This window comes from Citrobacter sp. CFNIH10, from assembly GCF_002934585.1.
Lineage (GTDB): Bacteria > Pseudomonadota > Gammaproteobacteria > Enterobacterales > Enterobacteriaceae > Citrobacter_A > Citrobacter_A amalonaticus.
This window is the reverse complement of sequence record NZ_CP026216.1, coordinates 4,411,423-4,436,861: the sequence shown is the minus strand read 5'-3', so window position 1 is coordinate 4,436,861 and position 25,439 is coordinate 4,411,423. Positions and strand designations below refer to the sequence as shown.

Sequence of the window (25,439 nt, the reverse complement as noted above, 5' to 3'; positions counted from 1 at the left end):
AATAATATGTCAGCAGGAACATTAACCCTGACCAATAACTCAGATTTGGTCTCCGGGGCAGGCACCTCATTTTCCACGGAACTGACCGCCGGTGATTTCGTTGTCGCTACCGTTGGGGGTGTAACTTATACGCTGCCGGTTAAGTCCGTTGAAGGTGATACTGAAATCACCCTCATCAGCAAATATCCCGGCCCAACACAGCAAGGCTCCGCGTGGAATGCAGTACCACGTGCCACGCAGAACCAGATTACGGCGGCGTTGGTGGTGCAGAGCACCGAGGCATTGCGTGGGCTGAACTACGACAAACAAAACTGGCAGGCTGTATTCAGTGTGGACGGTCATATCACCGTCATGTTACCGGATGGCTCCTCCTTCACTGGCCCCTCGTGGTTAAGTATTGCAAACATTCTGAACACACTGGATGTTGAGTATCTCGATCAACTTGCTGCACAAATCAAACAGGATGCGCAGCAGGTTGAAGCCGATAAACACACGGTCGTTGACACTGCTCAGCAGGTATCAACTGATGCGCAGACTGCATCCACTGCTGCAACCGGCGCGCAAGGCTCAGCCACTGAGGCTGCCCAGAGCGAAACGAATGCTGAAGGCTATAAGGAGCTGGCTCGTAAATATGCGCTTAATCCGGAGGATGACCCGGTAACAGGTAACGAATATTCAGCGCTTCACTATTCGGAGAAAGCAAAGAAATCCGCAGCAGAAGCGGCATCTCACAATCCTGCTGAGGCACTCGTTAAATCGCTGAACCTGTCAGACCTGGCGGACCGTGCCGCCGCCTGGCTTAACGTTCGCCCGATCGGGTCAACCCCGTTAGCGGGAGACCCGGTAAACCCATATGACGCAACGACGCAACGTTGGGTGGAGAACTATGTATCTGGCGGAGGTGGAACCGGACCAACCATGAACGGGGTACAAAACTTCGGCGTGGGTATGCCGATTTTGTGGACCAGTCGCGCCTTTACTCCGGCGTGGGCGGTGGTGTCGGACGGGCAGATCCTTAACCGTGCCGACTGGCCTGAACTATGGGTGCACGCGCAAATGCACACGCCGATCGACGATGCCGATTGGTTGGCTAACCCAGGGAAGCGAGGCAACTACTCAAACGGCGATGGATCGACTACTTTCAGGGTGCCAGACTTTAACGGTGTTCAAAGCGGGTCAATTCCGGGGCTATTTGGTCGGGGCGATCAGGGTGGATTATTGCCAGCGGGCAATGTATACGAAAGCGCCGCACCTGACATTGCCGGTACATTAAACTTCCGGCAAGTTCGAGCGCCAGCGGGAGAATTAAATAATAACCTGGTTGGGAGTGGTGGCGCGTTCTCCACATCAACCGGAACAACAGGACAGTACGGACCTATTAGCCTCAACGGCACGCTAGCCACTGCGTTGCAGTTGCTATCATTTAAAGCTTCCGACAGTAACCCTGTATATGGGCGTAGCGCTAACCAGGTATGGCCTAACTCTTTTGTCGGTGTCTGGATCATCCGCGCATCCGGCGGGTTTACGGCGGCTAACACGTTGTGGAGCGTTATTAACGAGGACGCAGAAGCACCAGGCCCCGGAGTATTAACGCGCGGCGGTAATGTGATTAGCTCTTATAAAATCGCCGGTGTAGAAGTGGCGCGTGGGTCACTGAGTGTATCGCATAACACGTATTCTTCCGGTTTCAGAGATGTGAGTGCCGTAATAGAAGCATGGAGCACAGACGCTTCGGCTTCATGGTCATTTAACCACGCTGGATTTATAAAGCCTAATACCCCTAGCGGTCAATTCATCACGCAAGCCGAAATCGGCCTTTCTGGGGGGTTATTTTCCAACGGAGACCGATTTATTGCCGTAGGGCTTCGTGACCAGAATACGGCAAACGCCGATGCCGTTGGAAAAACGTGGATAATGTCGCTTAATGGTACATCAGGCTTGCAATTTATTGCCCGTAACCGCGCGCAGTCGAACGTGGGGCAATTGGTTATTAACATGCCGTACTCAAGCGGCACATTAGCGCTTCAGGGTACATCGGGTCTGGCATATAAGCGCGACATAAAAGATGCCGACCTTGCGGAAGCAGTAAACCGCATTGACGCGCTTCGCATGGTTAACTTCGTGTACAACGACGACGAGCAAGAACGCCTGCGATTCGGGATTATCGCGGAAGAGGCCGAGAAGGTGGCGCCGCAATACATCAAACACAACTCTGAAGAAATCGCCGATATCATGGATGACGACGGTAACAAGATTGGGGCGGAAACTCGCGATCGGCCATCTGTAGACAACAACCCGATCGTGATGGACTTGCTGGGGTATGTGAAACACCTGAAGGCAGAGATCGAAATGTTGAAAACTGCATTGAAGGGTTAATTAACTGAAGGGGCCAGTTGGCCCCTTTTTTGCGTTCAACATACAGCCCGTGAACTCTGAGTTTTAAAAATCAGCTAGATACTCAGTGTTAAATATTGATAGTTTCCGCCTGTATTAAACTGTGTCGAACCGGGCATGATAGTCCATTTCGGCATACTAAAACCTGTAATGTTTGCGTATCCGAAGGCTGGTAATCATTATAAAAATTTAGCTCAATTTAGGTAACTAGTGGATATCGTCTATCAGTCTGTAGTAAACAATATAGAAGGATTTTCTTGCGTAAAATGAGGGGAGAGGGATTTGCTTACGTTTTATGAGATTGCATCAATCAACCATAGATTACTGGATATCAGTGATACATGGGCCGATTTGTGGGTGTGCCTTCACTATTTACCAGTTGGTATCGGAAGGGTAAGAATGCTTCGCTATACTAACTTGGTTGGTAGTAATTTGACCTTTGAGCAAAGAGGAAGATTGAAGGAAATAAATATAATAGCTCCTTCGCCGGTTCGAAACATAATTTTACGCAGAAGGGAAATTTATCCTGATGATGTTTATGTTTTCCAGAGTCATTCTAATCGAGTTAAAGCAGAGGAAAAACCCGTGACAGTTGTTGCATTTAACCGGGCGCTTAAGCTCGCCTCTTCGGGGGTTACGACAAAGAATGTCACCAGTAAATGCGCCTGAAAAAAGTTGCCGTTGTTCGTCGTATGCAGGAACGGACGGCGGCTGGCGATCGTTCGATAGTGCGAGTATTGAATGATTGCCAGCCGGTGCGGATTCTACATATGCAATATGACAAAACAATGCTCTTATTCTGACACCAGCCACATATCAGATTCTTCAAACATTTCCTCAAGCATGCGGTTCAGCCGTTCTTTCTCAGTTTTGGTGCAGTCGCTGTTTAAGGCGTTAGCCTGCATTGGCTTTACCCTCACCTCAGCATCGGGAAAAATCCGGTGCACCCGCTTCGTCAATTCGGCCAGAATGATGTTACTTGCACCTGGAAACCCGGCAACGTTTCTCTTGTCATAAACCAGCTCAACAAACATTTTTACCTTCTCCCTTTACTGGTTGGATATACAGTATATATACTGTGTTTTTATCCAGTGTCAATAGTAGATAGAGGTAACTATGGGCTTCCCTTCTCCTGCAGCGGACTACGTTGAGCGCCACATATCGCTAGACGAGAAATTTATTGAGCATCCATCAGCTACATACTTCATGAGAGCAGGGCAGACATACTGGAGAGAAGGCATCATGAATGGTGCCTTGTTAGTGGTAGATAGCTCCCTGATACCTTGCGATGGCTCTCTGCTCATCTGTAGGTTAGATGGTGAGCTAAAGATAAAGCGCTTCCGCTTGCACCCAAGACCTCACCTGGTGAACCTGGAGAACGGTAAGCGCGAAGAGATACCAGACTCAACGGGTGACTACAATGTGACTTCGCCAGTATTTGGGGTGATCGCTTACATCATCAATGATGCACGATCGGGAGAGTTTGATAGCTGCCCTGTCATCTAATATGACGGTGGTTTCACCCCCATTTCACCCCAGTTTCACCCCGTACAAATTTCAGGCATAAAAAAACCAGCCGTAAGAGGCTGGTTCTTAAGGAGTATTTTGGTCGGCACGAGAGGATTTGAACCTCCGACCCCCGACACCCCATGTCGGAGTGCTACTGTCTTGAAGACTGCTATGTGCCAAAAACGGACGTTGCTAATATCGAACTATGATAACGTATTGGGATGACGCCAACGTAACTGGTCATAGTATGATAAGAAGCCCTCTCAAGGAGGGCTGTTATCTGATATAAGTTGCTTTGGTCTCACGCAGTGTGCTTTATCGCACGCGCAACATATTGAAGCGTCTCATCAGAATAGTTTTTGGTATTTACCTGTAAGAATGATGCACCTGCAACACTTCCTAGAAGGTTTGGTTCAAGGTAATACATGTGATTTTCAGGACTTATCACTCCGTCTTCAACAAGCTGAGACAAAAGCATTCGTCCGTCCTCGCCTCGTAACATACGAGCATGATTAATTTTATCTTGAAGCCTTGCCAGGCGACCTTTACTGTGAGATCTAAACGCCATAACGATTCTCCGAAACACTCTTAATGCATCAGCAACCCGATCGTCGGAATTAGAATTTACAAGCTTGTTTGAAAACGCAGACCATGGAAAACCCTCTGATGATGGCCAGTTCACATAAAGCTCAGCTCCAGGGCGAACCAAAGGGGGACTAATAGTTTGAGTACTTTCGAATCGATTGGCTTCAAGAATAACGCTTGTGTTTCCCTCATCTTTTTTGACTGACTTAACAATTAACTTTTCGCTGTTTATGCGAAGGCAGTCACAAGAGATACTAATAGGCGAGAAAAGTTCAAGCTGTTCGCTAGAAACGAACTCAACATCAGAAGATTCAGTATTGATGAAAACGTTGCCTACTTTAGTTCCGAGAACTATTGGGCTATATCCATCGGATGTAAACTCAATCTCTCTTGGGTCTTCATCATTAGAATTGGAGATGATAAATTCAACATGAAGCCTCATATCTTCATCATCATTAACTATCAAGGTAGCACTATCATTAATTTTAAGCTTAGATAGAGCAGAGTCGAAAAGAATCCCTATATAGGAACTATTAATTATTGAATTACCATGCCCCCCCCCAGACTCAACGAAAAAATCAAATAGGAATGGGTTAGGCGTTGAAACGCCTAATAGGCAATAGTTCTTTGCAGCATTAGAGATGATTTTATTATCACTCATCAATGCATAGGACAATATGCATGCTTCAAAAACAGAGCTAGCAACCTTTCTTCCCGTCCCGTCTAAGAATGGATGTTGAGGTAACATACTTTCAACAGCATCATTATACAAAGCAATTAAATCACCACTTAGCATACTCATGCTATCTATAGGTGGAAGGTTAAATAATCTACATGCAAGTCGATCAAGTTGCTCATCGATTGAATAAAGAGATTCTTTTGTTGAGTCAAACTTTTCAGGCAACTGTTGAGTCAGCTTGCCCTGCTCTCGCGACAAAACAGCTTTGCATATGCTCAACAACATTTCACCACTTAAAATATCTTTCATTTCCTCTAAAATTCTAGATGGATTTTTGATGGTGCCAATAACTTTTGATACTGCTTCCAAAACCGGTGCATACCCGAAGAATCTAGTGGATTCAGCGCCCGATATCTCCTTCAGTTCGTCAACTACACCACGGATTGAACTTTTATATACTTGTGAGTGTACGCTAAGAGAAGATGATAAGTGTTTGTATTCTTGCCTTTGACTTTCAGATAATCTCAGAAGGTTTTTTTCGATGAAATCAGTAGCTTCAGACTCATTAAAAAAATCAATATCGAAAACAGGACAATTTATATCGTGATTCTCACTTAAAATTAGCCAAGCTTCCTCAATAATACCTACTCGACCAAATATAATTATTGGGTTTTTATTTCTCTTGGATACATTACTGACGTCGAGCAAAAAGTCTTCAAATGAATCTTGAGTTACTCTTAGCCTAGCCTCATCTAAAGAGTCAATTATTAAACCAACCGTCCCGGAATTCCATGCGGATAAAATATCTTTGTTTGCCAATCCACCAATGACATAATTACCAGCAATACTTGAAGCCTTTGATAAATCCAGATATATACTACCAGTTTTATTGCTTAGCTCTCTCGCCAGCACTGATTTACCAACAGCCCCTGGGGCGCTTATAAGTATTATTCTCGCGCCATTAATATCCCCACTCAGGCTTTCATTCAGCGAAAGTCTCGCTGGAACGTAGTCCGTAGTTAAATCTTGAGAGAAAAACCAACCATCACCATCTTCATTATCACTTATTACATGAACGCCACTTAAAAGGGCCGATATGTCGTCGATTTTGTATTCCATATTATTTCTTACTCCTAAAATAAGTTGATCTGGATATGTTTAGTTCAATCTGAGGTCTACAGTGGCTGACCTGTACTCCAATGATCTATCATATGTTAGTCCTATAATCTAACGATAATGAAAAATGAGAGCGTCCGCTTTTCGCTCACAGCGGACATTTATCCCTCGACAAATTCAGAAGGTTCATTGATGATGATTGTCCGGTGATCTGACCCCATTCACATCGGGAGAGTTCTCTTGTCTTATCTCAATACTTTAAAAAAATGATGAGAAAATGACATAGATGATTAACGTAACACGCTGAAAAAACTGAGTACAAACAATAAACAATTTTCTCAATTTCGAAGATAAGTTTATGAGTTTTATATAGATAAGGACGGTCTCGAAAACCGGAGTAGGGGCAACTCTACCGGGGGTTCAAATCCCCCTCTCTCCGCCACTATTCAAGCACTTACCCTTCCTGTTGTCAGTGACGCACGTCCCGTTGAGTAAAACGAACAGAGATATAACGCCGAAGTTCCCTTCAGCGCCATTATGTTCGTCACATTTTCAATGACGATCACGAACAGCCAGGAAGCCTGGAATCACAGATTGCCGGTTCCACCATCTACCAGTAGTTCCGTACCTACGGTATAACCCGACTCATCAGATGCCAGATAGAGCGCGGCCTTCGCCAGTTCCGTTGGCGTACCCATGCGTCCCAGAGGCACCAGGCTGGCAATGTCACTTTGCAGCGTGCGCTGCGCTTCTTCACTAAGTCCCAGCTTATTGAGCGCGGGTGTGGAAACTGGGCCTGGGCTTAAGCCATTAACGCGTATTCCCCGGGGTAAGAGTTCTGCAGACAGTGTGCGTGCGAGCGATAATAATCCGGCCTTACTGGCGGCGTAAACGCTGCTGGTTGGCAGACCAATATGCGCGCTGACCGAGCCGCAAAGGATCACGGAAGAGGGATTACTCAGAAGTGGCAGCAGTGCCTGCAGCAAAAAGAAAGGCCCCTTTAGATTGATTTGCATCAGGCGGTCCCACTTTTCCTCATCCCACTCTTCGATCAGTCCGTGCGTGACGTCACCCGCATTGACGAAAACGGCATCCAACCCCGGCCAACGCGAAGCGAGGGTTTCTGCCAGCCCTTTTTGTGCCTGAATATCCCCGGCATCGGTGGCAATCACCCATGCGCTGTCACCCAGAATGCGTTGGGCTTGAGCGAGCGTGCCGGGATTGCGTCCTGTGACAGCGACATGCGCGCCTTCGGCAATAAACTCCTGCGCAGTTGCCAGACCAATACCACTGGTCCCGCCTGTAATGAGCGTATATTTACCTGTTAAGCGACCCATTTTACTTCTCCTGAATTGTCTCTGGAGAATGCACTATAGAAACGTTAGTATCTAAAGGAAACCAGGTACCAAATGGATACTAAAGAGGCAAGAGGTGTGCTATGGCGGAATCAGCCGACGGTGTAACGGAGAAAAATGTTCAGCATCAACCCTGTCCGATGACTCGCTTCGTCAGTCTGGTCTCCGGGAAGTGGGCAATACCGATTTTGTACCGTCTGATCGTACTGAATGCCCCGGTGCGTTTCGGCGAGTTATTGCGGGCTGCAGCCCCCATTACGCAAAAAGAACTGACAAAACAGCTGCGTTTATTTGAGTTACGCGGACTGGTGTCACGTACAGTTTATCCGGAAATTCCACCGCGCGTTGAGTATCAGATAACGCCATTGGGATTGACCATGCATGGTGCACTGGCGCCTCTGGCTGACTGGATGCGGGAAAATGGCGACAAGCTCAATACTGAGTGACATTTCAGGCACAAAAAAGCCCGCCGGAAGCGGGCCTGGAATTATTCTGGCGATTAGAACTGATACACTAAGCCCACAGCAACGATGTCATCGGTCGCGATGCCATTGTCTGCATAGAAGTGGTCATCGTTATCCAGCAGGTTGATTTTGTAATCAACGTAGGTGGACATGTTTTTGTTGAAGTAGTAAGTCATACCTACATCAACGTATTTCACCAGATCTTTGTCGGTGTAGCGTGGGTTACCATCACCATCATGATCCTGACCACCCAGTTCCTTCCCTTTAGATACCAGGTAGGCGATAGAAGGGCGCAGACCGAAATCGAACTGGTACTGTGCAACCGCTTCAAAGTTTTTGGTCTGGTTGGCAATACCGCCATTGGTTTCACCTTTACCGCCGCCGTAATAGGTCATGTTGCGAGTTTCGGCATACATCGTGGCCAGATAGATATTGTTCGCGTCATATTTCGCGCCAATGGTCCAGGCTTCAGCTGTTTCACCACCGGCGTAGTTGTTGGCACGAGAACGATCGCCATATCCGCGAGAAACCTGATCATCCGTGCGGTCAGATGAAGAATAGGCAGCACCCAGGCTTAAACCGAAGTCAAAGTCATAAGAGGTGGACATACCGAAACCGTCGCCGTTTTCCTGGGCCAGTTTACGATATGTGCTATTGCCCGAGCCTTCCTGGCCAAAACTTGCGCCTTCATTGTTGCCCTGATACTGCAGCGCGAAGTTCAGGCCATCAACCTGACCAAAAAAGCCTTTGTTACGGTAGGTGGCTACGCCGTTAGTACGACCCAGCATATAGACGTCGGTCTGGGTGTAGGAGTCACCACCAAATTCCGGCAGCATATCAGTCCACGCTTCGACGTCATAAACCACGCCGTAGTTACGACCATAGTCGAAGGTACCATTCTGACCGAAACCTAAACCCGCGAAGCCCAGACGCGTTGCGGAATCGCCTTTGTCACCTTCGGTACCGCTTGCGTTAATGTTATATTCCCACTGACCGTAACCAGTCAGTTGATCCATGATCTGGGTTTCACCCTTGAAGCCCAGACGCACATAGGACATGTCGCCATCACTGTCAGTGTTGTCTGAGAAGTAGTGCAGTCCATCCACTTTCCCATAGAGGTCCAGTTTATTGCCGTCTTTATTATAGACTTCAGCAGAATGGGCTGCGCCAGCAATCAATAATGCTGGAACGAGCATTGCCAATACTTTTCTTTTCATTATGTATTCCCTTATGATAATAATCTTCATGAATAAGTGCTGCTTTCCAGAAGAGCACGTCTGGATACTATTCCAGGAGTTCATTTTATTTTAAAAATAACATGTAACAATTGTATTTTAAATATTTCTAAATGTTTCAATGTGGGTATTTATAATTCATATTGTATGATAAATATAAAACAAATTCATTATCTTTATGGTTTAATATCAAGTATTTATGCTTTTTTGTTTTGATATTGATGACTTGGATGTTTTCCAGATGACAATCGTACCCATTTGCCGAATGTGATAATTAAAAAAAACCGGCATAAATGCCGGTTATAAAAAAATGATTAAATGATAAAAAGGCTAATAACACGTTTATAGTGCCATGATTAATATAAAACAAAAACCAGATTGATGGGTTGGCGTTTTATTTGTTTATGATATGAGTAAATAAACAGGAGTCTGGATATTTTTGAAAATAAACGGAAATAACAGAGTGTTTTGTGACATAACTAAAATTGCCCTGGATCAATACATCTGCAAAATCAATGATTCGTGGCTATATTGTGACGCACAGAACAGAAAAATGTGACTATAATCACAAAAAAGAGCAAAAAAAATCTTTCGAGTTACGTCACAAAAATGGAGTTTCCTTTGAGCAGTATGGAAGAAAAAGCAACGCGGAGTCTGGGCGGTAAACTGGCATTGTGGGTGTTTTACGCTTTCTGCGTCTATTTTGTCTGGGCCATGCTTCGTTATGCCTGGGTGATCAGCCACATCCAGTCAATTCCGGTTGCCGGATTTGAAAGTTCGCTTGGCTCAACCAGCGGAAAATGGATGGGGGCTTTGCTGGGGTTTCTGGTACTTGGGCTGGTGGGGCTGATTCTTGGCGGCATCGCCTGGTATACGCGCCCGCGTCGTCAGCCAACGTGAAGCTGCCGGAGAAACTTGCTACTGTAGCCTTTCTTAACGTACGGGAGGCACTGTGGATCTTCAGCACTGGCAATCACAATTTGAAGCATGGCTATGCCATCATCACACCCGGCAGGACGCCGCGCATGATATTTTTCACTTCCGCCGCGTCTGGGCGACATCCCGACAGTTGATGGAGGGACAGACGGTCGATGAGCTGGTCGTGCTGACCGCGTGTTATTTTCATGACATTGTCAGCCTTGCCAAAAATCATCCGGATCGTTATCGCTCGTCGGTCCTGGCGGCGGCAGAAACCTGCCGTATCCTCATCCGTGATTTTCCCGCTTTCCCCGAGTCGCAACTGGCCTCGGTTTGCCATGCGATTGAAGCCCACAGTTTTAGCGCAAATATTGCCCCCCTCACTCTGGAAGCGAAAATTGTTCAGGATGCCGACAGGCTTGAAGCGCTGGGCGCGATTGGGTTGGCGCGTGTTTTTGCCGTTTCCGGCGCGTTAGGCGTGGCGCTTTTTGATGGCGAAGACCCCTTCGCCGAGCGGCGAGCGCTCAACGATAAACAGTTTGCCCTTGATCACTTCCAGACCAAATTACTGGCGTTGCCCGACACCATGCAAACCGAGCGTGGCCGGGAACTGGCCCGGCATAATGCCGGCTTCCTGGTGAACTACATGGCAAAACTGAGCGCGGAGCTAAAAGGGGAGTACGAATCTGTCGATCCGGCGGTGATCCGCACGTTTAGTCCCAGCCACTCGTGAGGCCAATTTTATGTTAACCTGACGCCACTCTTTTTTGGTCGGTTAACGATATGCAGCAAAATCTTTCAGTAACAGGTTCGCTGGTTCCCGCAACAGACAGCAATGCAGACGTTGCGCAGGCGTTATTGGCGAAATTGTTGGAAATTTATGATGTTAAAACGCTGGTGGCTCATCTGAATGGAATCGGCGAGAACCACTGGAGTCCGGCCATTTTAAAGCGCGTGGTGGCGAATGCCTCCGCCTGGCACCGATTAAGCGAACGAGAGTCGGGGTTTTTGCGTACCCTGTTGCCCACGCCGCCAGCGCACCATCCGCACTATGCCTTCCGCTTTATCGATCTCTTTGCCGGTATTGGCGGTATTCGTCGCGGATTTGAGGCGATAGGCGGGCAGTGTGTGTTTACCAGCGAGTGGAACAAACATGCGGTGCGTACCTATAAAGCTAACTATTACTGCGACCCGGCCAGCCACCACTTTAATGAAGACATTCGCGACATCACGCTCAGCCATCGCGAAGGTGTCAGCGACAGTCAGGCGGCGGATCATATTCGTCAGCATGTGCCGCAACATGATGTCCTGCTGGCAGGCTTTCCGTGCCAGCCGTTTTCCCTTGCCGGGGTGTCGAAGAAAAATGCGCTGGGACGCGCCCACGGTTTTGCCTGCGATACTCAGGGAACACTGTTCTTTGACGTTGTGCGAATCATCGATGCCCGCCGTCCACCGATTTTTGTTCTGGAAAACGTGAAAAACCTGAAGAGCCACGATCAGGGCAAAACGTTCCGCATTATTATGCAGACGCTGGACGCTCTGGGTTACGACGTTGCCGATGCAGAGGATAATGGCCCGGACGATCCGAAAATCATCGACGGCAAACATTTTTTGCCGCAGCACCGGGAACGCATCGTGCTGGTCGGGTTTCGTCGCGATCTGAACCTGAAGCGCGATTTTACCCTGCGTAACATCAGCACGCGTTACCCGCCGCGGCGGACGACGCTGGCGGAATTACTGGAACCAGTGGTTGAAGCCAAATATGTGTTGACGCCTGTACTGTGGAAATATCTCTACCGCTACGCGAAAAAACATCAGGCGAAAGGTAACGGTTTTGGCTACGGCATGGTCGATCCCGCGAATCCGAATAGCGTGACGCGAACGCTTTCCGCGCGCTATTACAAAGATGGTGCTGAAATTCTGATCGACCGCGGTTGGGATTTCGCCACCGGGGAAGTGAATTTCGACGATCCGCAAAATCAACAGCATCGTCCACGTCGCTTGACGCCGAGAGAGTGCGCACGACTAATGGGCTTCGAGTCGCCGCAGGGATACCAGTTCCGTATCCCTGTTTCTGACACCCAGGCCTATCGCCAGTTTGGAAACTCGGTGGTCGTGCCCGCGTTCGCCGCCGTGGCGAAATTGCTGGAAGAGAACATTAATGCGGCGGTCGCGTTACGGCAGCAAGAGAGCGCTCATGGCGGACGTTCACGATAAGGCAACGCGCAGTAAAAACATGCGGGCCATTGCAACCCGCGATACGGCTATCGAAAAACGACTGGCGGGGCTGCTGACGGAGCAGGGGCTCGACTATCGCGTTCAGGATGCTTCACTACCCGGTCGTCCTGATTTTGTGGTGGATGAGTATCGCTGCGTCATTTTTACCCACGGCTGTTTCTGGCACCATCATCACTGTTATCTGTTCAAAGTGCCCGCGACGCGCACCGATTTCTGGCTGGATAAGATTGGTAAAAACGTGGCGCGCGATCGCCGCGATATCCAGAATTTACAGGAACTGGGCTGGCGGGTGCTGATCGTCTGGGAATGTGCGCTACGCGGACGGGAAAAGCTTAGCGACGCTGCGCTGTCAGAACGTCTTGAAGAGTGGATCTGCGGCGGCGGCGCGCCCGCGCAGATCGACACTCAGGGGATGCATTTACTGTAACGTTTTTTTGTTTTCCACCGCGTCAGGCATCGGTTTGGCCGGGAAAAGGTATTTCCCCAATGTGACCAGAACGACCGCAAAGACAATGACCCCCAGCGCCAGCCATTCAATCGGCGCCAGACGTTCACCTCCCAGTCCCGTCCCCAGTAACACCGCAACGACCGGATTCACATAGGCATAACTGGTTGCCAGCGCGGGGCTGACGTTACGGATCAAATACATATAGGCATTGATGGCAATGATGGAACCAAACAACGCCAGGTAGCCGACCGCCAGCAAGCCTGACAGCGACGGCAGCGCGGTCAGTTTTTCACCGCTGAGCAGTGAGGCACACATCAGTACGATCCCGGCGGCGAGCATCTCTATTGCGCCGGCCATCATCCCCACCGGTAGCGTAATACGCGAACCGTAGACGGAGCCAAACGCCCAACTGATCGAACCGATCAGAATTAATATCGCCCCCCACGGATTGCCGCTCAGATTACCACTGCTGTTGAGCATCACGATCCCCGCCAGCCCAATCGCAATCCCCAGCCATTCGAGCCTGCGGGTTTTAATGCCAAAGAAATGGCTAAAGCACAGAGTGAATAGCGGCACCGTCGCCACCACGACCGCCGCGATCCCGGAAGGGACGTTTTGATGCTCCGCCACGGTAACCAGACCGTTGCCGACGGCCAGCAGTAAAATACCAATCAGCGCCGCGTTAAGCAGAGGACGAAGCGGCGGCAGTTTATGGCCGCGCAGTAGTAAAAAGGCGGTTAACAGTCCTCCGGCGGCGAGAAAGCGCACGCCAGCCATCATCAGCGGCGGCCAACTTTCCACACCGATACGGATGACGAAATAGGTGGAACCCCAGATGATATACAGCGCGAACAGCGCGCTGAAAAGCGGTAACAACTGCCTGAAACGCATAATCCCTCACGTGAAAAACGCTAACAAGCGACATAGTAAACGCGAAAACTATCAGGCTGGCGAGCGATATAATTCATGCATCTTGTTAAAAAAATGTTGACGAATAACACCAGTTTCGGCCTCGCGTGTTTTACTCCATACTTAACGCTTCAAGAATAAAAAAATGAGGGAATAATTTTGGCAGGAAGTAGCTTACTGACCTTACTCGATGATATCGCCACGCTGTTGGATGACATCTCGATGATGGGCAAACTGGCCGCGAAGAAAACCGCTGGTGTACTGGGGGATGACCTGTCGCTTAACGCGCAGCAGGTGACGGGGGTAAGAGCAAACCGCGAGTTGCCGGTGGTCTGGAGCGTTGCGAAAGGCTCGCTGGTTAACAAAGTGATCCTGGTGCCGCTGGCGCTGCTCATCAGCGCCTTTATTCCCTGGGCGATTACGCCGTTGTTGATGATTGGCGGTGCCTTCCTCTGTTTTGAGGGCGTGGAGAAAGTCCTGCACACCTTCGAATCGCGAAAACACAAAGAAGATCCGGCTGAGCGACAGCGGCGGCTGGAAGCGCTGGCGGCGCAGGATCCGCTGGCGTTTGAGAAAGATAAAATCAAAGGCGCAGTGCGAACCGACTTTATTCTTTCAGCAGAGATCGTGGCGATTACGCTCGGGATTGTGGCCGAGGCGCCGTTGCTCAACCAGGTGCTGGTTTTGTCAGGCATCGCGCTGGTGGTGACCATTGGCGTTTATGGCCTGGTTGGTCTCATCGTTAAGCTGGATGATATGGGGTACTGGCTGGCAGAAAAAACCAGCGTGCTGGCGCAGACATTAGGGAAAGGGCTGCTGGTTGTCGCGCCGTGGTTGATGAAATCACTGTCGGTGGTGGGTACGCTGGCCATGTTCCTGGTGGGCGGGGGAATTGTGGTACACGGTATTGCGCCGTTGCATCATGCCATTGAACAGTTTGCCCAGCAGCAAAATGCTGTGGTGGCGTTGATTTTACCGACGCTGCTGAATCTGGTATTGGGGTTTATCATCGGTGCCATCGTTGTGCTGCTGGTGAAAGCCGTTGCCAGAATGCGCGGGGTTGCGCACTAAAAGTCTTCCTCAGAATGAGGCAAAACCGGACATCCTCGTCTAAGGTGAAAACGTTCACTGGATACAGGAGGTAACATGGTTTTTTTGGTCAGTGAGGAAGTGACTGTGAAAGAGGGCGGTCCGCGTATGATTGTCACCGGCTATTCCAGCGGTATGGTGGAGTGTCGGTGGTATGATGGGTTTGGCGTCAAGCGAGAGGCATTCCATGAGTATGAACTCGTCGCTGGCGCTACCTGTAGACGGTGTGATGAAGCCTGATGACAAAACGCCCGGCGGATGTCGGGCGTTTTCTTAAAAAATGCGTGACGGCAACAATACGTAACGTACTGCGTTATGCCAGGATTAGGAAAGCAACAGCGAGTAGGGAGTGGGCAGAGTGCCGCACGAAGCAACGATGGAAAACGGGGGCTGGCTGAAAACGTTGGCGCGGCGACTCGGCCCTGGCCACGTCGTGAATCTCTGCTTTCTGATTGTCATGTTTTTTTCGACTCTTCTGACCTGGCGGGAAGTGGTCGTCCTGGAAGACGCCTATATCTCCAGCCAGCGTAATCATCTGGAAAATGTCGCCAACTCGCTCGACAAGCAGTTGCAATTCAATGTGGATAAGCTGCTGTTTCTGCGTGACGGGATGCATGAGGCGCTGATCACCCCGCTGGGGTTTTCGGTCTTAAGAGATGCGGTTACCCATTTTGAGCAGTTGCGTCATTCACGCGTCTGGCAGCTTGAGCTGGATAAGCGACGGACGCTGCCGCTGAATGGCGTTTCTGATGCGTTTGTAAGTCAAACTCAGTTGCTCTCGCGTGACGATCAATCGCTGAATAACGAGCTGACCGCCGCGCTGGAAGTGGGCTATTTGTTGCGTTTAGCGATCATCCGTACATCGATGTCGCAACAGGCGATGTATGTTTCGCGCGCGGGCTTTTACGTCTCCACGTTACCGACATCGCTGTCCAGCGATATTACTACCCGATATTACGACTACGTGATCCAACCCTGGTTTACCGAGCAGTCGCAGCGAAAAAACCGCATGCGCGGCGTACGCTGGTTCACCACGCCGTCACCCGATCTCTCTTACGAGCAGCAGCGCGTGACCGTTAGCGTACCGCTGGATTATCACTTTTACTGGCTTGGCGTGCTGGCGATGACCATCCCCGTGTCGGCAGTTGAACGGTTTATGGATGAAGCCATCGATAAGGACGTGGAGGGGGTGTATCAACTCTATGACAGCAAACTGAAGCTGCTGGCCGGTTCCTCGGCGGAATTGAGAAATGCGAACACCTTTGATGAGCGCGAACTGGCGATGCTCGCGCACGATATCGAGCAGGATACCGTAGGCGGTTTGCGCATGGGGAGCCGCTACATCAGTTGGCAACGTCTGGATCATTTCGATGGCGTACTGGTGCGGGTACATACTTTAAGCGAAGGGGTACACGGCGATTTCGGCAGCATCAGTATTGCACTGGCGTTACTGTGGGCGCTGTTCACCGCGATGCTGATCATCTCCTGGGTGGTCATCCGTCAAATGGTCAGCAATATGTTTGTGCTGCAAAGTTCACTCCAGTGGCAGGCCTGGCACGATACGCTGACCCGCTTGTATAACCGCGGCGCGCTCTTTGAAAAAGCTAAGCACTTGACTCAGCGTTGCCGAACGCAAAAACAACCGCTGTCGGTTATTCAGATCGATCTGGACCACTTCAAAAGTATTAATGATCGCTTTGGTCATCAGGCCGGGGATCGGGTGTTAACGCATGCCGCAGGCTTAATCAGCGGGACGTTGCGTACTTATGATGTTGCAGGGCGAGTCGGCGGGGAGGAGTTCTGTGTGGTCCTGCCGGAAACGTCTCTGGCGCAGGCGGAGCAGATAGCTGAGCGCATCCGCCTGCGGCTGAATGAGAAAGAGATTCTGGTGGCGAAAAGTGCCACGTTGTGGATTAGCGCCTCACTCGGGGTGAGCAGTACCCAGGAGACCGGAGACTATGATTTTGAGCAGCTCCAGTCACTGGCGGACCGTAGACTCTACCTGGCAAAACAGGCAGGCCGTAACCGGGTCTGTGTCTCGGATAAAGGCTAAGGCGTGGCGAAAAAATGGGTCATGCCTTCGTCCCAGCCTTCCGGTCCCTCTCGCTGCGTGCGGTAAACCTGCACGGTGCTGTCGGGGCGTAAAATTACCCCTTCGCGACTTAAGCCTTTCACGATGACGGCGTAATCCATCGCCTCCAGCAGTGGCGCGTCATTCGGGCCATCACCCAGTCCGACGGTGACCGGACGTCGCTTCCACTGGCGCTGATAGAGATCAATCAGCCCGTTTGCAGCCTGATCTTTTCCAGCGCTGGCATCCAGGACATGCCAGAATCGCGCGCCCTGAACAAACTGTAATCCCAGGTCGTTTAGCTGTCGGGTGAAGTCGGCCATTCGATCATCGCTGTCGCGCCAGATCAGCGTGACTGAAGCTTCATGCAGGCGCGTTAAGCTGGCCTGGGCATGTGTCAGGCCAGTCCACTCGGCGATGGTGGATTCATCGACATCATCAAACGTCGTAAATTTAAACGAGGATCGGGTACGAAGTTTGTTAATCACGGCGCTAATTTCAGCATGTGAAGCACCGGCTATCTGTCGCGGGAAGTCAGGATGCGTCTGCCAACGGCTGTCCAGTTCAACCACGGCGCCATTCTCAGCAATCAGCGGCAATCCCTGTAAGCCGAGTAACTTCTGGATGTGCAGCATTTCCGCCGCCGTTTTGCTGCTGCACAGGATCAGCGGAATATTTTTCTCACTCAGTAGGGCGAGCCAGGCGGCGGCAGGCTGCCAGTCATAAGTGTGACTGTCCAGCAGCGTGCCATCCAGATCGGTAAAAATCAGCAATGGAGCGTCGAGTGAAAGCATTTTTATTCCTGTCACGTGGGTTGCCGTATTCTGGATAAATCCTAAAAACAGGGTGTTTGGCCTGAAGGGGAAATGGGATCGATCCCGTCATCAGGCGCGCTGGCAGCCGGTCCGTTCCAACCATTAGAAGGATTAATCATTTGTCTGAAAAATATTTGCTTGTCATACAAAAAAATTGCGGATAAGGTTTAGCGTACATCAGATTTCCTGGTGTAACGAATTTTCAAGTGCTTCTTGCATAAGCAAGTTTCATCCCGACCCGTCAGGGTCGGGATTTTTTTCGCTGCAGCTCATCGATTAATTTCCGTCACGCTAAAATCATGGATGTCGAGCTCAAATGCCTCGGCCAATTCATGCCATGTATGATACTCACGGCCATCCACACTGACTCTGTCCGGGTCGTTTCCGCTACGATGGATCTCACTCTCGCTGATTTCATTAATCGCCGCCAGCAACGCGTCAACATCGACGCTGACTTCACGTTTTGCGGTATCGCTGTACTCTTTCGCGGTCTTCATTTCAACCTCGTCATTCACCGTGCCACAGACTAAGTATAGACCGTTGAGAAAACCCGCAATCGAACCGCTCAGACGCTGTCAGTCAGCGGTTTTTGTTCTACACTGGCACAAAGCCACAGGAGGATAATGATGAAGGTGAATGATCGGGTCACAGTCAAAACGGACGGCGGTTCTCGTCGTCCTGGCGTGGTACTGGCAGTGGAAGAGTTTAGTGAAGGCACAATGTACCTGGTTTCGCTGGAAGACTACCCGCTCGGCATCTGGTTCTTTAATGAGTCAGGGCATCAGGATGGTATCTTTGTGGAGAAGGCAGAGTAGGATTGCGACAGCCGATGTAAACCCGGCTGGTGGGACATCCACCAGTCGGGACGTCTCATCGCATGTTAACAAAGATACCGTTGGTCACGTTATCGGTTAGTCTGACGACATGATAGATAACCTGTTTGTTATGCGTCTTTATCTTTCGTTTTATATTCCCCTTATGGGATGACACCGTTTTTGCCTTGATATTCATTTGATCCGAAATTTGAATTGTTCCCTGGCCTTCCATCCACATGCGCAGCATGCTGGACTCAGTACGACTTAATGATAACGTCGGTAAATTTATTACACTGGCGGAATCCGTCTCTTTTTTCAGAATATCGCCAAGGAGATCGTCCAGGGATTCTGGCTTTATTGACTTTGAACTGATCAATAAGTTTTTTCTGACTAACAGATATTCATCAAAATGAACATTGGCAATTGCCATAAAAACAATAAATAACGTATTGGGATGCTGATTAATGATTTGCTTTATATGCTGACTGTTGGCTGGGTCATGGATAAAACAGTCTTCATTAATAAACACCACAGAAGGTTGGTGTGTATCACAAGCGATGTCGAGTTCGTCAACGGTCTCGATGTCGTTGATTTCCCTTTTTTTCACCCCTCTGCTTACCAGATACCCGGTCAAACCTAGCCGGGTGTAACTGCATAGATCCATAATAATCGTTGACATGGCTTACCCTCACTCAATGCGTAACGATAATTCCCCTTACCCGAATATCTCACACAACTTAACGGAACCGAATGCTTCACCTAATGAGACGCGTTTGCGGTTTTCAGGCGGACTTACTATCCCGTAAAGTTACGTATAATTTGCCTGGAATTGTCTTAAAGTAAAGTAAATGTTGCGTTATGTGAGTGAGATAAAAACAAATAAAGCGCGTGAGAGTTATCCTGGTAGATGTTTTTACTGAATGAATTTAGGATAATCCTTAGAATAACAAGATAAACATTATGGACTATTATTAACGGGCAATTCACTAACAATATCAGCTAATAAATTGAAAATTTCGCTAAATAGGTGTTCACAAAACGGCGCAATCAACGGCATTAATGCCGCGATTAACGCGATGCCCACGGTCAGGGTAAGCGGAAAACCAATCACAAATACGGATAATTGCGGTGCCATACGATTTAGTAATCCCAGTGCCAGGTTCAGCGTTAGCAGCATGGTGATGACCGGCAGCGCCAGCATCAACCCGTTGAGGAAGATCAGGCTGCCCGCTCTGGCCAGCGCCAGAAACGCGTTGCTGTTCACCGGATTACCGCCAATGGGCAGGGTGTGGAACGTGTCGACCAACAGCGAAATCAGCCACAGATGACCGTCAAAGGTCAGGAACAGCAGCATCGCCAGCATATCGATGATTCTGGCAAGCACCGGCATATTCAGATGGCTTGCCGGATCGACAAAGGTGGCAAAGGAAAGCCCCATCTGCAGACCGATAATCTCACCCGCTGTACGCACCGCCGCAAAGGCAAACTGCATGGTAAAGCCGAGCGCGATGCCGATCAGAATTTGCTGCATCGCCAGCCATAACGCATTAAACGAAAAAATCGGCACGTCGTTAGGCGGCAACGAAGGGGCAATGACGAGGGTAATGATGATCCCCAGCCCCAGCTTTACCCGTTTGGGGACGGCACGTTCACTGAGGATCGGAGCGGTAGTAATCAGCGCCAGTACGCGCAGCAGCGGCCAGAAATAGAGGCTCAGCCACTGCAGCCATTGATCGCTGGTTACCTGCAACATCCGTCGTCTTACCCGATGATGTATGGCAGGTTGGTGAACAGCGTGCGCACGTAATCCAGCAGCAAATTCAGCATCCACGGACCGGCCACGATAATCGCCGTAAACACCGCCACGATTTTCGGGATAAACGACAGTGTCATTTCGTTAATCTGTGTGGCGGCCTGTAAAATACTGATGATAAGCCCCGTCACCAGCGCGACCAGCAGCAGGGGGGCGGCAAGCGCGAGGGCAACTTTCATGGCCTCGGTGCCAATCATCATGACCGATTCGGGTGTCATTTTTCGCCTCTAACTGTAGAAACTTTGTGCAAGCGAACCCACCAGCAGTTGCCAGCCATCAACCAGCACGAACAACATCAGTTTGAACGGGAGGGCAATGGTTGCCGGGGGAACCATCATCATCCCCAGCGCCATCAGCACGCTGGCGATCACCAGGTCGATAATCAGGAAAGGAATGAAAATCGTAAAGCCGATCTGGAACGCGGTTTTCAGCTCGCTGGTCACATAGGCGGGAAGCAAAATGCGCATCGGTACCGCTTCTGGCCCCTGAAGCGGACCGCTGTTTGCCAGACGGGCGAACAGGGCCAGATCGGCTTCGCGGGTCTGGCGCAGCATAAATTCACGTAGCGGCTGTGCGCCTTTGTCCAGCGCTTCCTGCATCGAGATTTTCTCTTCGCTGAACGGTTGATAGGCCTCAACATAAATCTTGTCGATGACCGGCGACATGATGAAAAAGGTCAGGAACAGCGCCAGTCCCAGCAGCACCTGGTTTGGCGGTGCGGACGGTGTACCGAGCGCATTACGCAACAGACCGAAGACGATGATGATGCGGGTGAAGCTGGTCATCATCAGCAAAATAGCCGGAATAAAGGTCAGCGAGGTGATGAAGACCAGCGTCTGTACGGGGAGCGACCAGCTTTGTCCGCCGCCGGGCAGCGGTTGGCTCACCAGTCCAGGAAGTTGCGCCAGCGCGGCGGGGCTGATTAGCCATAGACCGGTCAGCGTAAGGGATAACAAACGGCGCATCAGGATCTCCCGGAACGCTTAAGCAAACTCTTCATCATGGCCTGAAAATCGGCAGGAGCAGACGGCGTCTCTTCTGGCACGACAGAGGCTGGGGGGAGGGTATGCAGCACATTGATGGTTGACGCCGTGACGCCAAGCACCAGCCGTGCATCCTCAACATCCACAATCACCACCCGCTCGCGCGGACCCAATGAGGTACTGGCGGAGACTTTCAGGCCGCGCGTACTGCCGCCTTTCGGCGCAAAACCCAGGCGCTTGATTACCCAGGCGGCTACCAGGATCAACAGGATGATCCCCAACAGCGCGCCGCTTACCTGCATCAAAGGCGAGCCCGGTACGGCAGAAGGCTGTTGAACGGTGGCCTGGGTTTTCATGATTAACGACTCAGACGACGCATACGCTCGGACGGGGTGATGATGTCGGTAATGCGTACACCGTATTTATCGGCCACGACCACCACTTCACCCTGGGCGATCAGATAGCCGTTGATCAGGATATCCAGCGGTTCACCCGCCAGGCCGTCCAGCGCCACCACGGAACCCTGCGTCAGACGCAGCAGCTCCTTAATGGTCATCCGCGTGCGGCCCAATTCAACGGTCAGTTTGACCGGAATATCCATGATTAGATCGATATCCTGTAGCGTGCCGCTGACATCGCCACCGCCAAGCTGCTGGAAAACGGCGTCGGCCGCACTTTTGCTGGTCGTGGTTTTTTGCTCGTTTAACGCGTCAGCCCACAGATCGTCCAATGCGCCAGTGTTCTCATCAGACGGATTATTCATGTCACTCATTTGGGCTGTTCCTCATTCAGCGAATTCAAAATCGGGTTAATCAAATGTTCCACGCGTAACGCATACTGGCCGTTAACCGTGCCGTATTGGCTGGTCAGTACAGGTACACCGTCCACATGAGCAATAATGCGGTCTGGTTTTTCTATTGGCAGCACATCGCCGGGTTGCAGTTTTAATATCTGAGAAAGGCGCAGCGGAATATCGGCAAAGTTCGCCACCAGCTCCAGCTCGGAGTGTTGAACCTGACGCACCAGATTGTCGCGCCAGTTCTGATCTTCATTGCGGGAGTTTTCCAGCGGCGGGTTCACCAGCAGTTCGCGCAGCGGTTCAATCATGCTGAACGGCAAACAGATGTTGAACTCACCGGTCAGGTTGCCAATCTCGACATGGAAAGGGGTATTGACCACGATATCGTTCGGTGACGTGGTGATGTTGGTAAACTTCACCTGCATTTCAGAACGCACGTATTCCACTTCCAGCGGATTGATCGCCTTCCAGGCGTCGCTATAACCTTCCAGCGCCAGTTTCAGCATGCGGTTGATGACGCGCTGTTCGGTGTGGGTAAACTCGCGGCCTTCCACTTTCGTCGGGAAGCGGCCATCACCGCCAAACAGGTTGTCGACGGCGATAAACACCAGGCTCGGCGAGAACACTACCAGACCCGTACCGCGCAGCGGCTTCAGGTGGATCAGGTTCAGGTTGGTCGGTACCGGCAGGTTACGAGCAAACTCGTGATACGGCTGAATGCGGATCGCGCCGACGGTGATATCCGGACTACGACGCAACAGGTTAAACAACCCCATCCGGAACTGACGGGCAAAACGTTCGTTGATGATCTCCAGCGCCTGCAGACGCTCGCGCACTACGCGACGCTGGGTATTGGGATCGTACGGGCGAATTTCGCTGTCGCCCGCGATACCCGGAGTCGGCTCGTCTTTCGTGTCGCTGTCGCCATTCAACAGCGCATCGATTTCAGCCTGAGAAAGAATACTGTCGCCCATGTCTTTACCGCAGAATGAAAGCTGTATACAGCACGTCGGTGACGTCCTGTTTGGGTTGTCCGGCAACGAGCGGAGGGGAAAGCGTCTCTTTAATCGCCGCGATCAATTTTTGCTTACCTTCTTCGGTAGACAGTGCGTTGGCGTCCTGACGAGAGAACAGCAACAGCAGACGGCTACGGACTTCTGGCAAATATTCGTTCAGGCGCGTGCGCGTAGCTTCATCCTTCAGACGCAGCGTCACGCCGATATACAGAACGCGATCCGCATCGCCCAGATTGACGGTAAACGTATCCAGGGCGAAGAACACCGGCGCAGGCGGCGGCGGTGGCTCATTGGCCGCCGGAGTGGGATGCTGCTGCATACGCCAGTAGCTATAGCCTGCGGTGGCGCAGGCGGCAAGGGTAATGATTACCAGCAGCGGGATCCAAATTGAGCGTTTGCTCTTTTTGCTAATCGCGGAATCAGTCATCTGATACGGGCTTCCTGTTTCGGTACAGCTTATCGGCTGATTATCCCGTGTCCTGACCACGGCAAAGCGTGGAAAAGACGCGGATAATCATGCTACCTCTGGCGTTAGGCGAAGATATCGACGGCGCCATTACCGCGTGCGGCGGACTGGAGCGAAGCGGGAACCGCCAGCTCGCTCTCGTCATCAACCATGAGCCGATCCTGTCCCTGCGTGCGAGCCGTCTGCTGCTGTTGGGATGAGGCGTGCTGCTGGTCGGCGAAACTCTCGCTGCTAATGCTGCTTTGTCCCAGTTGAATGCCACTTTCCGCCAGTTGCGTGCGCAGCGTCGGCAGGGCGGCTTCCAGCGCCGCGCGAACGTGACTATGGGCTGAGACCATCTGCAATTGTGCCTGGTTATCATCAAGTTTAAGCGAGATATGTACCTGACCCAGATCTTCCGGATGCAGACGCAGTTCCGCGCTCTGCTGACCCTGACGGGTAAACAGCGTGATGTGTTGACTCAGGGATTGCTGCCACTCATGGCTACCCAACGGTGCGCTCAGAACCGGTGCGGCGCTGGTGGGCAGCGGTTGTGAGGCGGAATGCGGGGTTGTGGTCATCGCGATGCCTGGCGTCACGGGTGAAGGCGTACTGTCGATCTCCGCGTTGAAGGCAGCGGCAGCCACCACAGGCGTAGTGACCGGCTGACCTTTAGCGCTTTCCGCAGCGATCATCGGCGTGGCATTGTCCATTTTGCTTTTTTTCGCATCGTCATGGGTCAACGGACTGGTCGCGGCCTGCGCGAGCGAACGGGGATCGGTGCTCAACGTGGTGCTCAGCACACGCCCTTTTTCACCGGTAGTTACCGGCGGTGTCGTCATTCCCGGTTGACCCGGCAGCATGGCGAAAAGGGCGCTGAGGTTGGCGAGATCGTCATCGCTGAGAGCCGTGGCACCTTCATCTTTCTGCGCGGACTGGCGCAGGGCCGCGAGCGCACTGCTCTTTTGTGTGGGCGTCAGGGCGGACAGCAGGGCCTGCGCATCGCTCAGTCCTTTTTGCAACTCTTCAGACTGTCCTTCTTTGGCCGCTAACAGGTCGGCCAGTTTCACGGTCTGCGAAGCGTCACCGTCCTGTGCCAGCAGGCCTTTTTGCAGTTTGCCGCTGGCGGCCTGTATATCGGCTAACGTCAGCGGCGCGTCTTTACTCTGTGCGTCGCCTGCGCCTAATGCGCCTGCCAGCAGGGTCAGAAAATCCTGGGCGGAATCCGTCGCCTTACCGGACGACAAGCCGGTAATAAGGTCAGTGTCCGTGGTGACCCGTTGGGGTAAAGTGATCATTCTGGTTTCCTCATTGCTGCACGCTGCGCAAATTCATCCATTTTTTTCTGATCCAGGCGGTTTTCAGCCAGTAAGGCCGCCGCGTTCTGTCTGTCTTGTAAGGTTTGCCAGGCCTGAAGCCGTTGTTTTTTTTCACGCCAGCTGTTCAGCGCCATATCTACTTTTTGCGTCCACTGCGTTAACTGCTGGCGGTGTTGTTCCACCGCTTTTTCCAGGGTCTGAATAAATTGCTGGTAGTTAATCCAGCGATTACTGGCAATCCCCTGGCTCATATCGTTGTTGAGGTTGCTGCGATATTCATTCTGGTAGTCAAGCAGCATCGTGAGCTGTTCTTCCGCCTGCTGAAAACCGCGGCGCATTTCACCTAACAGCAGCGCCGCGTCATCCACCTCTTTTTCGGCGAGATCTTTGAGTGTTGCCAGTGCACCATGTTCAGCCATGACCA

Annotated in this window: 28 protein-coding genes, 1 tRNA gene and 1 pseudogene; 12 read left to right on the top strand and 18 right to left on the bottom strand. The window is 51.0% G+C overall.

Going from position 1 to position 25,439, the window contains the following annotated elements; translation table 11 throughout:
• Positions 1–6 precede the first annotated feature (6 nt).
• Both C2U53_RS30525 and C2U53_RS30805 read left to right on the top strand, forming a co-directional pair.
• A pseudogene (locus C2U53_RS30525) lies at positions 7–414 on the top strand (hypothetical protein); the annotation flags it as partial.
• Between the two features lie 504 nt (positions 415–918).
• The gene (locus tag C2U53_RS30805; protein WP_104446923.1) at positions 919–2,376 is read left to right on the top strand and encodes a tail fiber domain-containing protein; all 1,458 of its coding nucleotides are present in this window, start codon (positions 919–921) and stop codon (positions 2,374–2,376) included.
• Between the two features lie 812 nt (positions 2,377–3,188).
• On the opposite strand, the gene C2U53_RS25685 is transcribed toward C2U53_RS30805, so the two are convergent.
• Positions 3,189–3,428 carry a DinI family protein gene (locus C2U53_RS25685; protein ID WP_044258164.1) on the bottom strand — a complete coding sequence of 80 codons (240 nt, stop codon included), beginning with the start codon at positions 3,426–3,428 and terminating at the stop codon, positions 3,189–3,191.
• Positions 3,429–3,510: 82 nt separating this feature from the next.
• Here C2U53_RS25685 and C2U53_RS30515 point away from each other — a divergent pair, with 82 nt between their 5' ends.
• Positions 3,511–3,900, top strand: a complete 390-nt coding sequence (locus C2U53_RS30515) for a S24 family peptidase (protein ID WP_044258165.1) — start codon at positions 3,511–3,513, stop codon at positions 3,898–3,900.
• Between the two features lie 100 nt (positions 3,901–4,000).
• On the opposite strand, the gene C2U53_RS25675 is transcribed toward C2U53_RS30515, so the two are convergent.
• The 3 genes from C2U53_RS25675 to C2U53_RS25665 form a co-directional block, all read right to left on the bottom strand.
• Positions 4,001–4,082, bottom strand: a tRNA-Pro gene (locus C2U53_RS25675).
• 122 nt (positions 4,083–4,204) lie between these two features.
• Positions 4,205–6,286, bottom strand: a complete 2,082-nt coding sequence (locus C2U53_RS25670; RefSeq protein ID WP_104446670.1) for a hypothetical protein — start codon at positions 6,284–6,286, stop codon at positions 4,205–4,207.
• A 584-nt stretch (positions 6,287–6,870) separates the two neighbouring features.
• Positions 6,871–7,620 (bottom strand): SDR family oxidoreductase, encoded by a 750-nt coding sequence (locus C2U53_RS25665; protein WP_104446669.1) that lies wholly within the window; start codon positions 7,618–7,620, stop codon positions 6,871–6,873.
• 101 nt (positions 7,621–7,721) lie between these two features.
• Here C2U53_RS25665 and C2U53_RS25660 point away from each other — a divergent pair, with 101 nt between their 5' ends.
• Positions 7,722–8,084 carry a helix-turn-helix domain-containing protein gene (locus C2U53_RS25660; protein WP_043000270.1) on the top strand — a complete coding sequence of 121 codons (363 nt, stop codon included), beginning with the start codon at positions 7,722–7,724 and terminating at the stop codon, positions 8,082–8,084.
• 53 nt (positions 8,085–8,137) lie between these two features.
• On the opposite strand, the gene ompC is transcribed toward C2U53_RS25660, so the two are convergent.
• The gene (ompC, locus tag C2U53_RS25655; RefSeq protein ID WP_043000271.1) at positions 8,138–9,319 is read right to left on the bottom strand and encodes a porin OmpC; all 1,182 of its coding nucleotides are present in this window, start codon (positions 9,317–9,319) and stop codon (positions 8,138–8,140) included.
• Positions 9,320–9,967: 648 nt separating this feature from the next.
• Between ompC and drpB the strand changes: the two genes are divergently transcribed.
• Genes drpB through C2U53_RS25635 form a run of 4 tightly spaced genes read left to right on the top strand, consistent with a single transcriptional unit; the run spans position 9,968 to position 12,920 of the window.
• Positions 9,968–10,237: a cell division protein DrpB gene (gene drpB / locus C2U53_RS25650; protein ID WP_043000272.1), complete on the top strand. Its 270-nt coding sequence runs from the start codon at positions 9,968–9,970 to the stop codon at positions 10,235–10,237.
• Positions 10,238–10,289: 52 nt separating this feature from the next.
• Entirely contained in the window at positions 10,290–10,988 is a 699-nt protein-coding gene (locus tag C2U53_RS25645) for a phosphohydrolase (RefSeq protein WP_104446668.1), read from the top strand.
• Positions 10,989–11,038: 50 nt separating this feature from the next.
• A complete protein-coding gene (locus C2U53_RS25640) occupies positions 11,039–12,472 on the top strand; it encodes a DNA cytosine methyltransferase (RefSeq protein ID WP_044266920.1) in 1,434 nt (477 codons plus the stop codon).
• Positions 12,453–12,920, top strand: coding sequence for a very short patch repair endonuclease (locus C2U53_RS25635; RefSeq protein ID WP_043000275.1), 468 nt, complete (start codon positions 12,453–12,455; stop codon positions 12,918–12,920). The genes C2U53_RS25640 and C2U53_RS25635 overlap by 20 nt, the downstream gene beginning before the upstream one ends.
• On the opposite strand, the gene yedA is transcribed toward C2U53_RS25635, so the two are convergent.
• On the bottom strand, positions 12,912–13,832 hold the full coding sequence (yedA, locus tag C2U53_RS25630; protein WP_043000276.1) for a drug/metabolite exporter YedA: 921 nt from the start codon (positions 13,830–13,832) through the stop codon (positions 12,912–12,914). The genes C2U53_RS25635 and yedA overlap by 9 nt on opposite strands.
• Positions 13,833–14,003: 171 nt before the next feature.
• Here yedA and C2U53_RS25625 point away from each other — a divergent pair, with 171 nt between their 5' ends.
• From C2U53_RS25625 to dgcQ, 3 genes are all read left to right on the top strand, one after another.
• Complete coding sequence (locus C2U53_RS25625; protein WP_090049404.1) at positions 14,004–14,921, top strand: DUF808 domain-containing protein; 918 nt, start codon at positions 14,004–14,006, stop codon at positions 14,919–14,921.
• Positions 14,922–14,996: 75 nt separating this feature from the next.
• Positions 14,997–15,179, top strand: coding sequence for a YodC family protein (locus C2U53_RS25620; RefSeq protein WP_043000278.1), 183 nt, complete (start codon positions 14,997–14,999; stop codon positions 15,177–15,179).
• 118 nt (positions 15,180–15,297) lie between these two features.
• On the top strand, positions 15,298–16,992 hold the full coding sequence (gene dgcQ / locus C2U53_RS25615; RefSeq protein ID WP_043000279.1) for a cellulose biosynthesis regulator diguanylate cyclase DgcQ: 1,695 nt from the start codon (positions 15,298–15,300) through the stop codon (positions 16,990–16,992).
• Here the strand turns inward: dgcQ and C2U53_RS25610 are convergent.
• Both C2U53_RS25610 and yodD read right to left on the bottom strand, forming a co-directional pair.
• Positions 16,989–17,804 (bottom strand): mannosyl-3-phosphoglycerate phosphatase-related protein, encoded by an 816-nt coding sequence (locus tag C2U53_RS25610; RefSeq protein ID WP_104446667.1) that lies wholly within the window; start codon positions 17,802–17,804, stop codon positions 16,989–16,991. The genes dgcQ and C2U53_RS25610 overlap by 4 nt on opposite strands.
• Before the next feature lie 290 nt (positions 17,805–18,094).
• Entirely contained in the window at positions 18,095–18,322 is a 228-nt protein-coding gene (yodD, locus tag C2U53_RS25605) for a YodD family peroxide/acid resistance protein (RefSeq protein WP_042318260.1), read from the bottom strand.
• 129 nt (positions 18,323–18,451) lie between these two features.
• Here yodD and dsrB point away from each other — a divergent pair, with 129 nt between their 5' ends.
• Positions 18,452–18,640 (top strand): protein DsrB, encoded by a 189-nt coding sequence (gene dsrB, locus C2U53_RS25600; protein ID WP_042318262.1) that lies wholly within the window; start codon positions 18,452–18,454, stop codon positions 18,638–18,640.
• Between the two features lie 55 nt (positions 18,641–18,695).
• Here the strand turns inward: dsrB and rcsA are convergent, their stop codons facing one another.
• The 10 genes from rcsA to fliJ all read right to left on the bottom strand — a co-directional run bounded on the left by rcsA (position 18,696) and on the right by fliJ (position 25,434).
• Positions 18,696–19,319, bottom strand: a complete 624-nt coding sequence (rcsA, locus tag C2U53_RS25595) for a transcriptional regulator RcsA (protein WP_043000281.1) — start codon at positions 19,317–19,319, stop codon at positions 18,696–18,698.
• A 279-nt stretch (positions 19,320–19,598) separates the two neighbouring features.
• Positions 19,599–20,393 carry a flagellar biosynthetic protein FliR gene (fliR, locus tag C2U53_RS25590; protein WP_043000282.1) on the bottom strand — a complete coding sequence of 265 codons (795 nt, stop codon included), beginning with the start codon at positions 20,391–20,393 and terminating at the stop codon, positions 19,599–19,601.
• Between the two features lie 8 nt (positions 20,394–20,401).
• The gene (fliQ, locus tag C2U53_RS25585; protein WP_044257593.1) at positions 20,402–20,671 is read right to left on the bottom strand and encodes a flagellar biosynthesis protein FliQ; all 270 of its coding nucleotides are present in this window, start codon (positions 20,669–20,671) and stop codon (positions 20,402–20,404) included.
• 9 nt (positions 20,672–20,680) lie between these two features.
• A complete protein-coding gene (fliP, locus tag C2U53_RS25580; RefSeq protein ID WP_043000284.1) occupies positions 20,681–21,418 on the bottom strand; it encodes a flagellar type III secretion system pore protein FliP in 738 nt (245 codons plus the stop codon).
• A complete protein-coding gene (fliO, locus tag C2U53_RS25575) occupies positions 21,418–21,795 on the bottom strand; it encodes a flagellar biosynthetic protein FliO (protein WP_082195325.1) in 378 nt (125 codons plus the stop codon). The genes fliP and fliO overlap by 1 nt, the downstream gene beginning before the upstream one ends.
• Positions 21,795–22,208 carry a flagellar motor switch protein FliN gene (fliN, locus tag C2U53_RS25570; protein WP_042318274.1) on the bottom strand — a complete coding sequence of 138 codons (414 nt, stop codon included), beginning with the start codon at positions 22,206–22,208 and terminating at the stop codon, positions 21,795–21,797. Before fliN ends, fliO begins: the two co-directional genes overlap by 1 nt.
• Entirely contained in the window at positions 22,205–23,209 is a 1,005-nt protein-coding gene (gene fliM / locus C2U53_RS25565) for a flagellar motor switch protein FliM (RefSeq protein WP_104446666.1), read from the bottom strand. Before fliM ends, fliN begins: the two co-directional genes overlap by 4 nt.
• Positions 23,210–23,213: 4 nt before the next feature.
• Positions 23,214–23,678, bottom strand: coding sequence for a flagellar basal body-associated protein FliL (fliL, locus tag C2U53_RS25560; protein ID WP_043000286.1), 465 nt, complete (start codon positions 23,676–23,678; stop codon positions 23,214–23,216).
• A gap of 104 nt (positions 23,679–23,782) precedes the next feature.
• The gene (fliK, locus tag C2U53_RS25555; protein ID WP_104446665.1) at positions 23,783–24,994 is read right to left on the bottom strand and encodes a flagellar hook length control protein FliK; all 1,212 of its coding nucleotides are present in this window, start codon (positions 24,992–24,994) and stop codon (positions 23,783–23,785) included.
• The gene (gene fliJ / locus C2U53_RS25550; RefSeq protein ID WP_043001895.1) at positions 24,991–25,434 is read right to left on the bottom strand and encodes a flagellar export protein FliJ; all 444 of its coding nucleotides are present in this window, start codon (positions 25,432–25,434) and stop codon (positions 24,991–24,993) included. Before fliJ ends, fliK begins: the two co-directional genes overlap by 4 nt.
• Positions 25,435–25,439 lie beyond the last annotated feature (5 nt).

Bases quoted from the DNA above. Each gene is read 5' to 3' on its own strand.
- fliR (WP_043000282.1), bottom strand. From the start codon at position 20,393: ATGTTGCAGGTAACCAGCGATCAATGGCTGCAGTGGCTGAGCCTCTAT.
- fliM (WP_104446666.1), bottom strand. From the start codon at position 23,209: ATGGGCGACAGTATTCTTTCTCAGGCTGAAATCGATGCGCTGTTGAAT.
- C2U53_RS25620 (WP_043000278.1), top strand. From the start codon at position 14,997: ATGGTTTTTTTGGTCAGTGAGGAAGTGACTGTGAAAGAGGGCGGTCCG.
- fliJ (WP_043001895.1), bottom strand. From the start codon at position 25,434: ATGGCTGAACATGGTGCACTGGCAACACTCAAAGATCTCGCCGAAAAA.
- rcsA (WP_043000281.1), bottom strand. From the start codon at position 19,319: ATGTCAACGATTATTATGGATCTATGCAGTTACACCCGGCTAGGTTTG.
- dsrB (WP_042318262.1), top strand. From the start codon at position 18,452: ATGAAGGTGAATGATCGGGTCACAGTCAAAACGGACGGCGGTTCTCGT.
- C2U53_RS30515 (WP_044258165.1), top strand. From the start codon at position 3,511: ATGGGCTTCCCTTCTCCTGCAGCGGACTACGTTGAGCGCCACATATCG.
- C2U53_RS25610 (WP_104446667.1), bottom strand. From the start codon at position 17,804: ATGCTTTCACTCGACGCTCCATTGCTGATTTTTACCGATCTGGATGGC.
- C2U53_RS25670 (WP_104446670.1), bottom strand. From the start codon at position 6,286: ATGGAATACAAAATCGACGACATATCGGCCCTTTTAAGTGGCGTTCAT.
- fliQ (WP_044257593.1), bottom strand. From the start codon at position 20,671: ATGACACCCGAATCGGTCATGATGATTGGCACCGAGGCCATGAAAGTT.
- C2U53_RS30805 (WP_104446923.1), top strand. From the start codon at position 919: ATGAACGGGGTACAAAACTTCGGCGTGGGTATGCCGATTTTGTGGACC.
- C2U53_RS25660 (WP_043000270.1), top strand. From the start codon at position 7,722: ATGGCGGAATCAGCCGACGGTGTAACGGAGAAAAATGTTCAGCATCAA.
- yodD (WP_042318260.1), bottom strand. From the start codon at position 18,322: ATGAAGACCGCGAAAGAGTACAGCGATACCGCAAAACGTGAAGTCAGC.
- fliP (WP_043000284.1), bottom strand. From the start codon at position 21,418: ATGCGCCGTTTGTTATCCCTTACGCTGACCGGTCTATGGCTAATCAGC.
- C2U53_RS25640 (WP_044266920.1), top strand. From the start codon at position 11,039: ATGCAGCAAAATCTTTCAGTAACAGGTTCGCTGGTTCCCGCAACAGAC.
- ompC (WP_043000271.1), bottom strand. From the start codon at position 9,319: ATGAAAAGAAAAGTATTGGCAATGCTCGTTCCAGCATTATTGATTGCT.
- C2U53_RS25685 (WP_044258164.1), bottom strand. From the start codon at position 3,428: ATGTTTGTTGAGCTGGTTTATGACAAGAGAAACGTTGCCGGGTTTCCA.
- yedA (WP_043000276.1), bottom strand. From the start codon at position 13,832: ATGCGTTTCAGGCAGTTGTTACCGCTTTTCAGCGCGCTGTTCGCGCTG.
- fliK (WP_104446665.1), bottom strand. From the start codon at position 24,994: ATGATCACTTTACCCCAACGGGTCACCACGGACACTGACCTTATTACC.
- fliL (WP_043000286.1), bottom strand. From the start codon at position 23,678: ATGACTGATTCCGCGATTAGCAAAAAGAGCAAACGCTCAATTTGGATC.
- fliN (WP_042318274.1), bottom strand. From the start codon at position 22,208: ATGAGTGACATGAATAATCCGTCTGATGAGAACACTGGCGCATTGGAC.
- drpB (WP_043000272.1), top strand. From the start codon at position 9,968: ATGGAAGAAAAAGCAACGCGGAGTCTGGGCGGTAAACTGGCATTGTGG.
- C2U53_RS25635 (WP_043000275.1), top strand. From the start codon at position 12,453: ATGGCGGACGTTCACGATAAGGCAACGCGCAGTAAAAACATGCGGGCC.
- C2U53_RS25665 (WP_104446669.1), bottom strand. From the start codon at position 7,620: ATGGGTCGCTTAACAGGTAAATATACGCTCATTACAGGCGGGACCAGT.